Source organism: Methylobacter luteus IMV-B-3098 (assembly GCF_000427625.1).
Lineage (GTDB): Bacteria > Pseudomonadota > Gammaproteobacteria > Methylococcales > Methylomonadaceae > Methylobacter > Methylobacter luteus.
Window position 1 is genome coordinate 1,939,916 of sequence record NZ_KE386569.1, and the last position, 14,743, is coordinate 1,954,658.

Below are 14,743 nucleotides of genomic sequence, written 5' to 3' on the forward strand. Positions count from 1 at the left end.
TTACAGACTCTGCCGAATCATTTGAATTGTAGCTTCCGTCAAAGGCTGTCTTTGATGATCCCGGATTACGCCATTCAGCTCCGAGGCCAGCAATTGAATTGTTTGTACGTAATCGTCAAAAACAGCCTGCGCATCATCGACCGCTTCAGGCTGCATAAAAAATACGATGCCCGGACAGTAGAATGTGTCCAGATTTTTGGACGGAAACGTACCTGACTCAACCATACTCGCGACACCAAAATCGACCAGTCGGTTGGAATCCAGACGTTCAAAAATTTTCAAACTACCATATTCAAGCCCGACCATTTCAAACGCATTCACCAGATCCACGCCGTTGAAGCCATCTTCGTCCCTGGCAATCAGACTGAATTGGATGATTTTGGGCGCGACAAACCGGGGCGCCTGCTCATAGTCATCATCTTCCAACACATAGTAATCGTCATCTTCTTTCTCATACTGGTCTGATTTTGCTGCATGATAAGCTCCGCGTTTGTCAGAACCTGAAAGCGCAATGCCAAGGTCGTCGTCATCCTCATCCTCTTGGAATGATTGCGGCTTGCTAACACCTTTCGAGGCATTTTCATCCTCATAAAGCCCCATGTCATGCTGCGTTTTTCTGTTTCTGATGAAAGCCCACAACAACATACCGATAATGACAAGCAAACCGGTTGCAATAATTACAATTCTCAATATTTCTTTATCCATTAGTTTTCCGCCAAACTCACTGCTTCTTCAATATCTACCGCGACCATCCGGGAGACGCCCGGCTCTTTCATAGTAACACCTGCCAACTGTTTTGCAATTTCCATCGTGGCCTTGTTATGGGAAATATATAAAAACTGAACAGATGCTGACATTTCCTCAACCATTCGTGAAAATCTTCCGACATTTGCATCATCCAAAGGTGCGTCAACCTCGTCCAGCAAACAGAAAGGCGCCGGATTGAGTTCAAAGATCGAAAACACCAGCGCTACCGCCGTCAATGCTTTCTCTCCGCCTGACAACAAATGAATGGAACTGTTCTTTTTGCCGGGCGGCCGGGCGATAATATTGACGCCAGTCTCCAGCAAATCCTGCTCGGTCAGTTCCAGATAGGCCTGACCGCCTCCGAACAGCTTGGGAAATTTCTCCTGCAATCCGGTGTTTATTTTATCGAAAGTTTCCTTAAAACGCAGTCGGCTTTCCTTATCGATTTTACTGATTGCCTGATCCAGCGTTTGCAGGGCCTCCATCAGGTCCGCGTGCTGCTCGTTAAGAAAATTCATGCGTTCCGACTGCGACTTGTATTCTTCTATGGCTGTCAGGTTAATCGTGCCCAGGCGCTCAATCTGGGTCGATAAATCGTCGACTTTCCGTTTCCAGCTTTGTTCTTCGGCCTGCTCGGACAGGTTTTTCAGCACCTGCTCGGCATCGGCATCGGTCTCCTTGAGTTGCTCATTGACCGTTTGCTGGCGCACCTTGCTTTCCTGCAGTTCAAAGCGAATCTTATCAAGCGCTTCCTTCTGCATGTCCAGCGCTCTTTGGGTTCGAACCTGCTCTTCCGATAGATGGGCAATCACTGATTCGATTTCTTCCTGAGATTGGCGCTGCGTTTTCAGATCCGTCTCCAGCTTATCCTTATTTAAATAGAGCTGCTCCAGTTGCTTTTTCTCTTGGTCCAGCGGCGCCAGGGTTTGCTGTAATTTCTGCTCCAGTTCAGCAATTCGCGTAACCGCTTGCTGATGTTGCATCTGCAAGCGTTCAATCTGCCTGGCGGTCAGGTTTTCCGTGGATTTTAACGATTCAACCTGCGCCTTGATGCTGTAGACCTGCTGCCGGGCTTCATGGACGGATTGCTCGGTATCATGCTGCCGGGATTGCAGTTCCTGATTGAGCAAATCCAGGCTTTGCCTTTTCTGCTCCAGCGTTGCCAGAGCCTGTTCGGCTTCTTCCTGCAGCAGGCGGGATTCTGCAATCAATGCGGCGTTTTCGGTATTCTCATGAACGATATCTTCTATTTCGCTACTGACTTGGGCGAGCCTGCGCTGCTGATGCTCCCAGCGCGCCGAGTAGGCGCTGAATTCGGCATTTTTAAGCGATAACTCCGAGCCGAGACTGCTATCCTGCCGCTGCATGGACTCGCGATTGACTTCCGCCTCTTTTAAGCTCGCTTCAGTCACCTCCAACTGATCTTCGAAGCCTTCAATTTCAAACTGTAGTTCTTCCTGTCTATGCTTCAACAGGCGCAACTCCTTCTCGCGCTGCAGCACACCGGTTTTACTGTCCTTGGCGCGAATAATTTTCAACCAGCCCGGCCCGAACCAGGTCCCATCAGGCGCAATAACCGATTCATGAGACTTGGTCTGGGTTGACAGGCTTCTTGCCGCTTCGGCCGTGTCGGCGCAGTAAACGCCGGACAACAGATCGCCTAGATCCCATGGAGCCGTCACTTTATCGAGCAATCGTATAAACGGCTCGCCTGTTTCAGCCGGTTTTCTGCGACCGGTTTCGATAAGCGTCAGCGATTCATTTGCCAAATGCGGTAATCCCGCCATGACAGAATCGGCGCTATCGATGCAAATCGCTTCCAGATAACTGCCCAGTACGGTTTCCACAGCCGTTTCCCAGCCTGAGTCGACTTCCAGGAATTCAGCCAGGCGCTGACTATCAGTCAGATTCATCTGCTCCAGCCAGGCGCTCAGATTTTTATTATCCTTGCCCATGGCGTGCTGCTGCAACAGTTCCAACGAGGTGATCTTGCCTTTTACGCTGTGCATCTCCGAACGCCGTGCATGCAATTCATCATGCAAGTGCTTGACCTGTTGCCGCTGGTCGCGGATTTGCTGATGAAGCTGTTCCAGTTGGCTTTGCAGATCGGCGCGTTGCGATTCAATCAGCTCAATGCCGGCATCCAGCGTTTCGATATCCGTTTGCAGCTGGCTAGCCGACAACTCATCACGTTCGCCGTTTAATTTATCGAGGCGGATCTGCAATTGCCGGCTCTGGTTTTCAAGTTGCACGGTTTTTACGCGATGCACTTCGGCCTGCTCTCTGTACTTCGCGCTTTCAGTGCGGTACGCATCCCATTGCTGCTGCCAGGATATCCGTTGATGCTGCGAGTCCTGCTGAAGCTGCAGAACTCCCTCTTGCCTTTCCTCTGAGACAATCAGGGATTCTTCGGCCTCTTCCAGGGCCTGTCTGATTTCTTCCAACTGCTGCACATCGGCCTGGAGCTCATTTAACGCCTGCTCGGCCTGCTGGCGAGAACGGTTGATTTCCAGTTGGGTTTCTTCGTGGCTGATTTCATTGTGCTTGATCGCTTGTTCGAGACCGCTGACTTCCGCGACAACCTGATAATATTCGCCCTGAGAACTGTTGGTGTGCTGCTGCTGGACTTTGTGCTCTACGCGCCTGTCCTCCAGACTGATATTGATATCTCGCAGCTGAACAAACAAGCGGTTATGCTCGGCCGCCACGTCTTGCAGTTTCGTCTCCAACTGCTGCGCAGCCTGATGATAGGCATTCCAGCGCATCGCCAGCAACTCCAGTCTGAACTGGCGTTCCTGCTTTTTAAGTTCGGTGTATTTTTCGGCTTTTTCGGCCTGCTTTTGCAGGTGTTTGAGCTGTTTCTCGACTTCATCGCGCAGATCGTTCAACCGTTCCATATTTTCACGCGTATGCTTCATGCGCGCTTCGGTTTCGCTGCGCCGTTCCTTATATTTGGAAATGCCGGCCGCTTCTTCGATATGGATTCTCAAGTCCTCGGGCTTGGCCTCAACCATGCGCGATATGGTGCCCTGTTCAATGATGGCATAGCTGCGGGAACCCAGCCCCGTGCCCAGAAATATGTCGGTGATATCCTTGCGCCGGCAACGCGAGCCGTTCAGCATATACAAGGACTGGCCGTCGCGGCTCACTTGGCGCTTGATGGCAATGGTGTCGTATTGCGCATACTCGCCGCCCAGCTTGCCTTCGCTGTTGTCAAAAATCAATTCGACGGAAGCCGTGCCGACCGGTTTGCGCCCGGAGGAACCGTTAAAAATCACATCGGCCATGCTGCCGCCGCGCAAATGCTTGGCGGAACTCTCGCCCATGACCCAGCGTACCGCATCGATGATATTGGATTTACCGCAGCCATTAGGCCCGACTATCGCCGTCAAATTGCCAGTGATTGGAATAACTGTCGGATCGACAAACGATTTGAAACCTGAAAGCTTGATTTTTTCCAGTTTCATAACTGGTATGAATATCCCTGCATTTGAATTAAAATAACCGCTTATTATTCACGATATTCAGCTGAGTTTCGACTTTTTTATTTACTTTTATTTACCAAGCAACGATGACAACACGACCCAGCAAAGACCTAGAAACTTTCGACAACCCGCAACGGGGCCGCGATTATACAATACGTATAGACATTCCTGAATTTACCTGCCTGTGTCCTAAAACCGGCCAGCCGGATTTCGCCAAGATTACGATCGAATATGTACCTGCCGCGCTTTGCGTGGAATTGAAATCGCTGAAGCTATATATGTGGTCTTTCCGCGAGCAAGGCGCTTTTCATGAAGCCGTCACCAATGAAATCCTGGATGACATCGTCAGAGCTATATCGCCCAATTTCATGCGCATCCGCGCCGAATTCAACGTCCGGGGCGGCATTTATACGACAGTCGTCGTAGAACACAGAAACAGCGACTGGCGCACGCCGGAATTGGTCCGTTTGCCTTAATTCGGATATGCCCAAGACCCGTTACACCAGCGATATTGCCGTCGCCTTGAAGTACGACGGCAAAAGCCAAGGTCTTGCGACCGAACACATTCTGCAAATTGCCGAGCAACACGGAATCCCGCTGCAAGCCGAGCCGGAACTGTTTTTTAAGCGGCAAAATACTCGATATTACTGATTCATGAACATAAAAGAAGCCCTGACGACATTACCGCAATACGCTCTGCCCCACCATACCTTATCTCAAATGATGAGCGCGCTGACGCATTCTGAAAACCGGATCTGGAAAAACCTGTTCATCAGACAGATCATCAGGCATTACGGCGTCAACATGGACGAGGCGCTGGAGCAGGACATCGATGCCTTCAAAAGCTTTAACCATTTCTTTACGCGCGAACTCAAACCGGGTGTCCGGACTTTCTGCGCCGACAGAAACGCCATTGCCTGTCCTGCGGATGGCGCCGTCAGCCAGGCCGGCGCCATTACCGACGGCGATATCTTTCAGGCCAAGGGCAAAAGCTTTACCGCCACGGATTTGCTGGGCGGCAGCCCGGAGCGCGCCGAGCCTTTCAACAACGGCTCCTTCACGACGATTTATCTGTCGCCGAAAGACTATCACCGCCTGCACATGCCACTGACCGGCACGCTAAAAGAAATGGTGCATATTCCTGGCCGTCTGTTCAGCGTCAATGCGGCCACGACCAATTCCGTACCAGGGCTGTTCGCCAGAAACGAACGCGTCGCGGCCATTTTTGACACGGAGATCGGCCCGATGGCGCTGGTGCTGGTCGGAGCCATTTTTGTCTCCAGCATAGAGACCGTCTGGCATGGCGTCGTATCGCCGCCCACCATAACATCCGTGCGCAGCTGGCAATACGAAGAAGACGCTCCTACCCTGAAAATTGGCGAAGAAATGGGCCGCTTCAATATGGGCTCCACGATTGTTATTTTATTCGGCAAGGATAGAATGCAGTGGGATGCTGAATTCAAAGCCGGAAAAACGGTGAGGCTGGGTGAACAGATTGGCAGGGCTTTGGGTTAACCACCAAGCAATGTACAGCTTAAGGTGGGCGCTGAAAGATGAGCGCCCTGACTCAACTATAAGTTTTTCTATAAACCATCAAAAATCGGAACGATCATGGAAATGATGGCTTATAGCGCATGGTTTTCTGCTGATAAAGGACGCGGAAACGGATGAGGAAGAAAATCCGACCTTAGCTTTGCAGGAACGAGCCTGCCAGGAATTCAAGCCCGCCACATCCTGTGCTAACAGGATGTGGCAAACTCTAGCGCCTGACTCCCTCACAGCTTATAAAACAGTATGCTCCTGGCAGATTTTTTCACTATCACTCTGACTTAGCGGTCCCTTGGTTAAATCACACTTATAACCTTCCGGAGTGTTCGTAAAATATTTACACGTGTTGCACAAACCAAAGGACTGCGATTTGTTGGCTTTTTGCAACGCCGAAAGCGCTTTAACAAAAACATCTTCATGATTGCTGAAATCAATCGCTCTCAATATTGACGAGGCCTGATTGAACAATTCCGAAGGCCGGGCCTGTTTCAAGATAGCATCACCCTCCGGCAGAAGGTCAAGATGCACCATACGCCGGTCATTCGCATCAGATGTCTTTTTTATAAAGCCTTTTTTCACCAGCAGAAGCAAGGTTTGCGACACCGTCCCGCGGGTCATGCCCAGGTAACTGGTGACGGCGGCCGGCGTATCACTGTAACGGTTGCAGCGTGATAAATAGTCCAACACCTGCAAATGCACCGGCTGAAGGCCTAATTCCGTACATCTTTTGCGTTCTTCCGAACGGATCAAGGCGGCCATCCGTTCGATCAGCTCAAATACATCAACTTTTTCCATAGAACCTATATAAACATTCGTTAATTAAGTTGACAACGAAAGATATCTTAACATATTCTTGCCCCGTATCGAATCGATACCATAATAAATTTGAGCGAGAATGTCTCCCGAATTCTTTGCCATGCGATATAAAAGTCATCGTTTCCGTTGCCAGATCGCATGAATACTGGCTCGGGAGTTTCAATTCATCACGAAAATCATAATATCCTAAATTCAAACGTAGTTATTGTGCCGGCGGTTATGCCGCCGGTTTTTTTACAGGACTTAAGTTATGCCTATCTCACATGTATTCGACACTTATGCAAAAACGGCCAAGGGCAGGATTATGCACTTTGATGTAGTTCTTGATGAGAAAGACCAGGAAAAAGCGCTGAATTATGCCAAAGAATGGCTGCAAAGCATAGGGCACGAAGACGCGACCGTCACTCAGGAGAATTGCTGTTTTTGTCACAGCGCGGAAGCGCCTGCCGATTTAAGACAACAAATCGACACGCAAGGCTATGCGATTTATAAGCTGGAAGGCTGCCCAAGATAAAAAATATCGATCTGGGCTTTCAAGTTTTTGAAAATATAAAGCCAGTTCCAATTTTGCTATTTCATAAGATTATTGACGATATCTATCGGCAACGGAAACACAATCGTCGACGATTTGTCCCCGGCAATTTCAGTCAGGGTTTGCAGATATCTAAGCTGTATGGCTTGTGGCTGCTGGGCCAGTATATTGGCCGCGCCCAGTAGTTTTTCCGATGCCTGCATTTCACCTTCCGCATGAATAATTTTCGCCCGACGGGTACGTTCGGCTTCGGCCTGTTTGGCTATCGCCCGGACCATGCTTTCGTCGAGATCGACATGCTTGATTTCCACATTGGCCACCTTGATGCCCCAGGCATCGGTCTGCTGATCCAGGATGGTTTGTATATCTATGTTCAAGCGGTCGCGTTGCGCCAGCATTTCATCCAGTTCGTGCTGGCCCAATACGGAGCGCAATGTCGTCTGGGCCAACTGACTGGTCGCCTCAAGAAAGTTCTCAACCTGAATAATGGCTTTATCCGGCTCGATGACTCTGAAATAGACCACCGCATTGACTTTTACAGAGACGTTATCCAGAGAAATCACATCCTGAGAAGGCACATCCATGACGATAGTCCGCAAGTCAACGCGCTCCATCTGTTGAATCAACGGGATCACGATAATCAATCCGGGCCCTTTAACCCCATAAAAACGTCCGAGAAAGAAAATAACGCCGCGCTCATATTCCCGCAGGACTCTAAAGGCACTAATTAAAATGACTAAAAGAATGCTGCCGAATATATACCAGAAATATGTAAGCATCACTTGTACTCCTCTTTAATCGGGCTAATCAATAAAGTCAGACCGTCCAGACCTGTTACTGTTACTCTCTGTTTTTTACTTATCGGACTGTCGCTGCGAACCTGCCAGATTTCACTATGAATACGAATCATGCCGCGATCTGTAAAATCCTCCAGCGCCACGCCTGTCGCGCCTATTAGTTCTTCCCTGCCGCTTACAACCGGCGCCTGCCTGGATTTGAACAATAATCCCAAGGCCAGGATAAAAAACGCAGCACTGCTCAGGGCGACGGCGCCGATAATCGCCGGATTGATGCCGAATCCCGGCTGATCGGTATCGATAAGGATTACCGAACCCACAATAAATGCCAGCAAACCTCCGAAACCAAGAATGCCGACGCTGGGAACAAAAGCTTCCGCGACCATTAAAGCTATGCCCAGCAGGATTAACGCCATGCCGGCATAATTGATCGGCAATAACTGAAAAGCAAACAATGCAAGCAATAGACAGATGCCGCCTATTGTGCCGGGCACAATGGCACCGGGATTGGAAAATTCGAAGATTAAACCGTAAATGCCGATCAACATCAACAGATAAGCAATATTAGGATTAGTAATGACGGACAACAGCTCGCCGCGCCAGTCCAGATCTATTTTTCTTATCACGGCTCCGTCGGTCTGCAATATCCTTTCCTGACCCAGCACATTGACTTTGCGGCCATGCAGTTGCTTTAACAAATCGGCCTGATCGGCTGCGACCAAGTCGATAACCCGTTTAGCCAGTGCTTCTTCTGCCGGAATGCTTGCCGCTATACGAACCGCCTGCTCGGCCCAATCGGCATTTCTGCCACGCATCTGGGCCAGACCGCGGATATAGGCCACGGCATCATTGACAGCCTTGGTGGCCATGGGATTCGATATGCCTGGCTCTTCTTTTTTAGTACCTTTGGCATCTTTATCCTCCTTTTCATCATCGAAATCGTCCGGGCCTAGCATTTGCACCGGCGTGGCCGCGCCCAGGTTGGTGCCCGGCGCCATGGCCGCGACATGGCTGGCATACAGAATATAAGTACCTGCACTGGCGGCACGGGCGCCCCCAGGGGCCACATAACTGACAACCGGAACCGGCGAGGCGATGATTTTTTTGATGATGTCGCGCATGGAGGTATCCAGACCGCCGGGCGTATCCATGCGAAACAGCACACAAATCGCACCTTCCTCGGCGGCTTTATCGAGATTTCTGCTGATATAATCGGTAATGGCAGGCCCTATCGCGCCATTGATGTCAAGCTGAATAACCGTTGCCGCTTTATTTGGCCGACTGCCATCATCTGTTTCGGCTTGGACTGTGAAAGCCAAAATCACCAGGAAAACAAAAAAAGCCTGCCTCATCATAATCATTGATTTTCTCTGCCATTGGATGCCATATAAAGCCGCTTCAGTATTTTTGCGCTAGCCCCTCAGTATTACTAAAGTATTGGACAATAAAAGCGGCATTAGTTCGAATACAGCCGGCTCCCATCAATACCGGCTTGATTTTTGGTTTTAATCAGGGTTAATGTTTCAGATATCGCATTTAACTTCTTAGGGCTGTATGACTAAAAACCAATTGCGCGTAATGACCTATAACATCCACAAAGGCTTCAATATCGGCAACCGGCGCTTTGTTCTGCATCAGATACGCGACGCACTGATTGACGCAGGAGCGGATTTGCTGTTCCTGCAGGAAACGCAAGGCGCGCACAGTTTGCATGAAAAAAAGATACTGGACTGGCCCGACCTCTCACAGTCGGAATTTCTGGCCCATGGTCACTGGCCGCACTATGCCTACGGCAAAAACGCAATCTACAGCGAGGGTCATCACGGCAATGCCATTCTCAGCAAATATGATCTGGAATTCTGGGAGAATGTGAACGTTTCACCCTATCCCTGGGCCAGCCGCAGCCTTTTGCACGGTGTGATTCACGTTCCCGCAGTCAACAAAACCGTACATATTGTCTGCATTCATTTCGGCCTTATAGGCACTGAGCGCCGACGTCAGGTCGAGACATTATGTAATCGCATAGACAGTCATATACCGCATGACGCGCCGTTAATCATAGCCGGTGATTTTAATGACTGGATGGGGTTGATCGAACGGCATTTTCACGATCACCTGGAATTAAAAGAGGTATTCCAAACTCTACATGGGCGTCATGCCAGAACTTTCCCGGCCTGGATGCCGCTTTTACCGATGGATAGAATTTATTACCGGGGCCTTGAGCCGGTCTCCTGTAATCGACTGGGGCAACTGCCCTGGCGCATGCTGTCGGACCATGCCCCACTGTCTGCAACTTTTCAGTTATGACTATGAATCTAAAGCTCAACCCGGAATTATTGACTCTGCCCAATCTGTTGACCTGCTTTCGATTTGTGGCCGCGCCGGTGTTGTTATGGTTAGCCTGGCATGGCCATAAGAATCTGTTTCTGATTTTATTGGCTGTATCCTTTCTCTCCGATGCGCTGGACGGTATCGCCGCGCGTCTGACCGGGCAAGTGACTCAATTCGGCGCCGTACTCGACAGTTGGGCCGATGTCATTATTTATTTAGTCATCGCAATCAGCGCATGGTGGCTGTGGCCCGATGTCGTAAAGCGAGAGCTGATTTATGTGGTTCTGATTATCAGCAGCTACCTGATACCTTCCATTGTAGGCATGGTCAAATTCGGCTCCTTTACCAGCTACCATACATGGACGGTCAAATTAGCGGCGGCGGCAATGGCGCTGACGTTGTATGTATTATTCTTGGGCGGTCCGGCCTGGCCATTCAGAATCGCCGCGGTCCTCTGCACGCTGGCCGCCGCCGAAGAAATTGCCATTACGTTAATACTTACCGAAAAGCGTTCAAACATATCGTCTCTCTGGAGTGTTTTAAAACATTTGCCTCAACCGACATCGACCACCAACCAGCACAATAAATGAACTCCTCTCAAGAAGTCATCCTTGTCACCGTGTGTCGGGCAATATTGCCTAAATGAAGGATATTTGCCTCGACTGTTTTCACTCGCGCGATGAAATCATCAGTTGCGCCCAAGAAGTAAAAGGGAAAATCCGGCAATAATTGTCTGAAAGGGCAAAAAAAACAGCGGCAATTGCACAAACACAGCGAGTATTTCTAATATTTCGCAACCAAATATAAAGTCATCTTGTCATTGTTATTGGTATCAATAATAAAAAGGGGATTTCTAATGAATGAGCTGACCAGTAAAAAATGTGAAGTCTGCCAAGTCGGTGCGCCCATGTTATCCCAAGAGGGCATTGATGAGCTTATGCCGCAACTGAAGGATTGGATAATAATTGAAACGGATGGTGTCCGGCATCTGTCCCGAACATTCAGATTTAGTGATTTTAAAGAAGCCTTATCCTTTACCAATAAAGTCGGTGCCCTGGCCGAACAGGAAGGTCATCATCCATCGATTACAACGGAGTGGGGGCAAGTTACGGTCTGCTGGTGGACCCGCAAAATAAAAGGACTGCATCTTAATGATTTTATTATGGCCTCCAAAACTGATACGCTTACTCAATCTGTCAATGAACGCAATGTATTTAAAAAGTACCGTCAAGGTCTGGGTACTCACTTCTGGTGAGCCATTGCCCTTATCGAACGGATAAGCACCATTAGCGACCGGAATTTCAGAGGTTAACGAGAGCACCATTATGAAACAGTTACATCGGAAAGACCTGTTTGGCTGGTCGGTCTTTGATACAGAGCGCAACCTGGACTTCCATAGCGTGCTATGGGTGCGTGATGGCGGCAATGTCCTGATCGATCCCTTGCCCATGTCCGCACATGATCACAGTCATCTGCAAAGGCTGGGCGGCGCCAGCTTCATAGTCATCACCAATAGCGACCACTGCCGCGATGCCGAGCATATTGCCAGTGAAACAGGCGCCATGCTCTGTGGCCCTGCTGCCGAAGAAGACACTTTCCCTCTTTCCTGTAACCGCTGGCTTTACGATAATGAAGAAGTCGTCCACGGTCTGATCGCTTATGAGCTTGACGGTTCTAAAACACCGGGAGAGCTTGCCCTGGTTTTGGAACATACTACACTGATCACTGGCGATTTAATCCGTTGCCATATTGGCGGCGAATTATGTCTTCTGCCGGAAAACAAACTGGCGGATGTGGACAAGGCCATTCAATCGGTCAAACGTCTGGCTGATTTACCAGGCATTAAAGCCGTATTGACCGGCGATGGCTGGCCGTTGTTTAATCATGGCGGTGAAGCGCTGCATCGTCTGGCCAGATCGCTCTAGATATAAGTCCTTCTGGCAATACCGGTCCGATCCTTAGCCGGATCACGACAAGCGTTCCTGCATGGAACCAAATTAAGCGTTATAAACAACAGCCCCTGACAACGGAATTCAGTGTCCTATAATAATGATTAGAATTGTTGGCTCAAAGTTATACACTCTTTTATTTTTTATTTTTATAAGCTGTTTTATCGGTGCATATAACACGATAAATTTTGCAAGCACGAGCAATACGGCAACCGCCAAACCGCAAACGCAGCCTGTCGACCTTAATCGGCAATTTCGCCCGGTTTCCTATCATAACGATGTCAAACCCATTCTGGACTCGCGCTGCGTCGCTTGCCATTCCTGTTATGACTCGCCTTGCCAGCTTAAATTAAGCTCGTTTGAAGGCATAGACCGAGGCGCGAGCAAGAAGAGCGTTTATGACCATGAAAGAATAACCGCACAGGAGCCGTCCAGGCTGTACATTGATGAAACCACGACCGCAGGCTGGCGAAAGAAAGGTTTTTTCCCCGTTCTGAATGAACAGACCTCCTCACCCGAGGCCAACCTGAACAAATCGTTGATTGCAAAATTGTTGCAATTAAAGCGCGACAATCCTTTGCCATCCAGCGGCAAATTACCAAATACCATAGAGCTTGATCTGGAACGTTCCTTACAATGTCCCAGCCTCGACGAGTTTGAAGAATACCGGCACGATCACCCGCTTTGGGGCATGCCCTACGGTTTGCCGCCGCTCACCCAGGATCAGGAAAATACGCTTTTAAGCTGGTTGCAGGCCGGGGCTAAAACCGATATTCAGCCATCATTATCGGCTGCCGCAGCCACTGAAATTGAAAAATGGGAGCATTTCCTTAACGGCCCTTCATCAAAGCAGCAGTTGGTCGCCCGCTATATCTATGAGCATCTGTATATCGGCGATTTACATTTTAAAGGTCACCCGGCTACTGAGTTTTACAAACTGGTCCGCTCCAAAACGCCTTCGGGTCAGACAGTCGAAGAACTGAAAAGCATCCGTCCATTTGACGATCCGGGCATCGAGCGGTTTTATTACCGGTTACGCCCCATTACCTCCACCATTGTCGATAAAGATCATTTTGTTTATGAATTAAGTGACGGCAAAATGCAACGCTTGCAGGAACTGTTTCTCAAGCCGGAATTCACCGTAACAAAACTGCCGGGCTATGGCCCGCAGTCGGCCGCCAACCCGTTTAATACCTTCAGCGAACTGCCGGCCATCTCGCGCTATCAATTCCTGCTCGACGATGCGCAGTATTTTTTCTCCGGTTTCATTAAAGGCCCGGTTTGCCGGGGCCAGGCCGCGGTTAACGTTATCCGTGACCAGTTCTGGATAGCCTTCATTAAGCCTCAGAACGACTTTATGCAGGAAAGCACTGAATTCCTGGCTGCAAACAATCACTACCTGCGCATGCCTGCTTCCGAAGGCGAAAAAATCGGCTTAATTTCGTGGCTCGACGTTAATAAACTGCAGCAGCAATATGTCGATAAAAAAGAAACTTTCATTCATAAAGCCCTGTTAAGGCATCATGATGTCGATTTCAATCTGATATGGGATGGCGACGGCCATAATGACAACGCCTTGTTGACGGTCTTTCGGCATTTTGACAATGCCACAGTGGTGAAAGGCCTGGTGGGCAAGACGCCGCTGACAGCCTGGGTCGTCGATTACCCTTTATTCGAACGTATTCATTACCTGCTTGTGGCCGGTTTTAATGTCTACGGCACGGCCGGCCATCAGGTGACTACACGTTTATACATGGATTCGTTACGCATGGAGGCTGAAAATAACTTTCTCCGGTTTATTCCGGTGCAACATCGAAAAGCGATGCGCGATTCCTGGTATCAAGGCATTGATGCCAAACTGTTCGGTTTCTTCGACAAACCCTTGTATGGCATCGACAAGGAAACGGCTATCAGCTATCAGACCAGCGACTATAAAAAGGAATTTTTTGAACGGACCCAGCAGCGTCTGGGTCCTGCAGGCGGAGAACCTGATTTGATCAATCGCTGCCTGAAAGAACCGTGCATCAGAGCGAACAGTTCTCCCGATCAGCAGCAGGCAGATGGCATGATGCGGCAATTAGCCGATCTCAAAGGATATGAAATCGAAGCCTTGCCTGAAGTATCGTTTCTGCGTATAAAAACGGCCGATCCTGAAAAAGACCTCGTCTACACACTGATCCGCAATCAAAAACTATCGAACGTTTCCTTTATCTTCGCGGAAAATCTGAGGCGACAGCCTGAGCAGGATACGCTGACCGTTGTGCCAGGGTTTCTCGGCAGTTATCCGAATATATTTTTGAGCGTATTAATACAGCAGGTCCCGGAATTTATTGAACACCTGAAACATGCTAGGACCGGTGCAGAGAAAGACTTGTTTTACAACCGTTATGGTATTCGTCGCAATAATCCGCAAATATGGCAATATTATGATTGGTTTAATCAAAAATACCTGCATGAACAGCCTGGAACAGCCGGTTTTTTCGATATGAACCGCTATGAAAATTTGTAATCTTAAAGAACCGACAAGCTGATCTCCCC

At 49.2% G+C, this 14,743-nt stretch carries 14 protein-coding genes; 9 read left to right on the plus strand and 5 right to left on the minus strand.

Going from position 1 to position 14,743, the window contains the following annotated elements; translation table 11 throughout:
* Positions 1-705, minus strand: coding sequence for a cell division protein ZipA C-terminal FtsZ-binding domain-containing protein (locus tag METLU_RS0110890; protein ID WP_027158234.1), 705 nt, complete (start codon positions 703-705; stop codon positions 1-3).
* The gene (gene smc, locus METLU_RS0110895) at positions 705-4,214 is read right to left on the minus strand and encodes a chromosome segregation protein SMC (protein WP_027158235.1); all 3,510 of its coding nucleotides are present in this window, start codon (positions 4,212-4,214) and stop codon (positions 705-707) included. The genes METLU_RS0110890 and smc overlap by 1 nt, the downstream gene beginning before the upstream one ends.
* 104 nt (positions 4,215-4,318) lie before the next feature.
* Here smc and queF point away from each other — a divergent pair, with 104 nt between their 5' ends.
* Genes queF through asd form a run of 3 tightly spaced genes read left to right on the plus strand, consistent with a single transcriptional unit; the run spans position 4,319 to position 5,747 of the window.
* Positions 4,319-4,708: a preQ(1) synthase gene (queF, locus tag METLU_RS0110900; RefSeq protein WP_027158236.1), complete on the plus strand. Its 390-nt coding sequence runs from the start codon at positions 4,319-4,321 to the stop codon at positions 4,706-4,708.
* 7 nt (positions 4,709-4,715) lie between these two features.
* On the plus strand, positions 4,716-4,883 hold the full coding sequence (locus METLU_RS25155) for a hypothetical protein (protein WP_231383587.1): 168 nt from the start codon (positions 4,716-4,718) through the stop codon (positions 4,881-4,883).
* Positions 4,884-4,886: 3 nt separating this feature from the next.
* Entirely contained in the window at positions 4,887-5,747 is an 861-nt protein-coding gene (asd, locus tag METLU_RS0110910; RefSeq protein WP_027158237.1) for an archaetidylserine decarboxylase, read from the plus strand.
* A 267-nt stretch (positions 5,748-6,014) separates the two neighbouring features.
* Here the strand turns inward: asd and METLU_RS0110915 are convergent, their stop codons facing one another.
* On the minus strand, positions 6,015-6,575 hold the full coding sequence (locus METLU_RS0110915; RefSeq protein WP_027158238.1) for a MarR family winged helix-turn-helix transcriptional regulator: 561 nt from the start codon (positions 6,573-6,575) through the stop codon (positions 6,015-6,017).
* A 271-nt stretch (positions 6,576-6,846) separates the two neighbouring features.
* On the opposite strand from METLU_RS0110915, the gene METLU_RS0110920 reads away from it, so the two are divergent.
* Positions 6,847-7,110 (plus strand): DUF2024 family protein, encoded by a 264-nt coding sequence (locus METLU_RS0110920; RefSeq protein WP_027158239.1) that lies wholly within the window; start codon positions 6,847-6,849, stop codon positions 7,108-7,110.
* A gap of 56 nt (positions 7,111-7,166) precedes the next feature.
* On the opposite strand, the gene METLU_RS0110925 is transcribed toward METLU_RS0110920, so the two are convergent.
* Together METLU_RS0110925 and METLU_RS0110930 are read right to left on the minus strand one after the other, a co-directional pair.
* Entirely contained in the window at positions 7,167-7,907 is a 741-nt protein-coding gene (locus METLU_RS0110925; RefSeq protein ID WP_027158240.1) for a slipin family protein, read from the minus strand.
* Positions 7,907-9,286, minus strand: a complete 1,380-nt coding sequence (locus tag METLU_RS0110930; RefSeq protein ID WP_027158241.1) for an NfeD family protein — start codon at positions 9,284-9,286, stop codon at positions 7,907-7,909. The genes METLU_RS0110925 and METLU_RS0110930 overlap by 1 nt, the downstream gene beginning before the upstream one ends.
* Positions 9,287-9,479: 193 nt before the next feature.
* Between METLU_RS0110930 and METLU_RS0110935 the strand changes: the two genes are divergently transcribed.
* The 5 genes from METLU_RS0110935 (at position 9,480) to METLU_RS0110955 (ending at position 14,714) form a co-directional block, all read left to right on the plus strand.
* The gene (locus tag METLU_RS0110935; RefSeq protein ID WP_027158242.1) at positions 9,480-10,232 is read left to right on the plus strand and encodes an endonuclease/exonuclease/phosphatase family protein; all 753 of its coding nucleotides are present in this window, start codon (positions 9,480-9,482) and stop codon (positions 10,230-10,232) included.
* Complete coding sequence (locus METLU_RS0110940; protein ID WP_027158243.1) at positions 10,229-10,846, plus strand: CDP-alcohol phosphatidyltransferase family protein; 618 nt, start codon at positions 10,229-10,231, stop codon at positions 10,844-10,846. The genes METLU_RS0110935 and METLU_RS0110940 overlap by 4 nt, the downstream gene beginning before the upstream one ends.
* 266 nt (positions 10,847-11,112) lie before the next feature.
* Positions 11,113-11,511 (plus strand): 4a-hydroxytetrahydrobiopterin dehydratase, encoded by a 399-nt coding sequence (locus METLU_RS0110945; protein ID WP_027158244.1) that lies wholly within the window; start codon positions 11,113-11,115, stop codon positions 11,509-11,511.
* 70 nt (positions 11,512-11,581) lie between these two features.
* Positions 11,582-12,181 (plus strand): MBL fold metallo-hydrolase, encoded by a 600-nt coding sequence (locus METLU_RS0110950; RefSeq protein WP_027158245.1) that lies wholly within the window; start codon positions 11,582-11,584, stop codon positions 12,179-12,181.
* A 124-nt stretch (positions 12,182-12,305) separates the two neighbouring features.
* On the plus strand, positions 12,306-14,714 hold the full coding sequence (locus METLU_RS0110955) for a fatty acid cis/trans isomerase (protein WP_027158246.1): 2,409 nt from the start codon (positions 12,306-12,308) through the stop codon (positions 14,712-14,714).
* Positions 14,715-14,743: the final 29 nt, after the last annotated feature.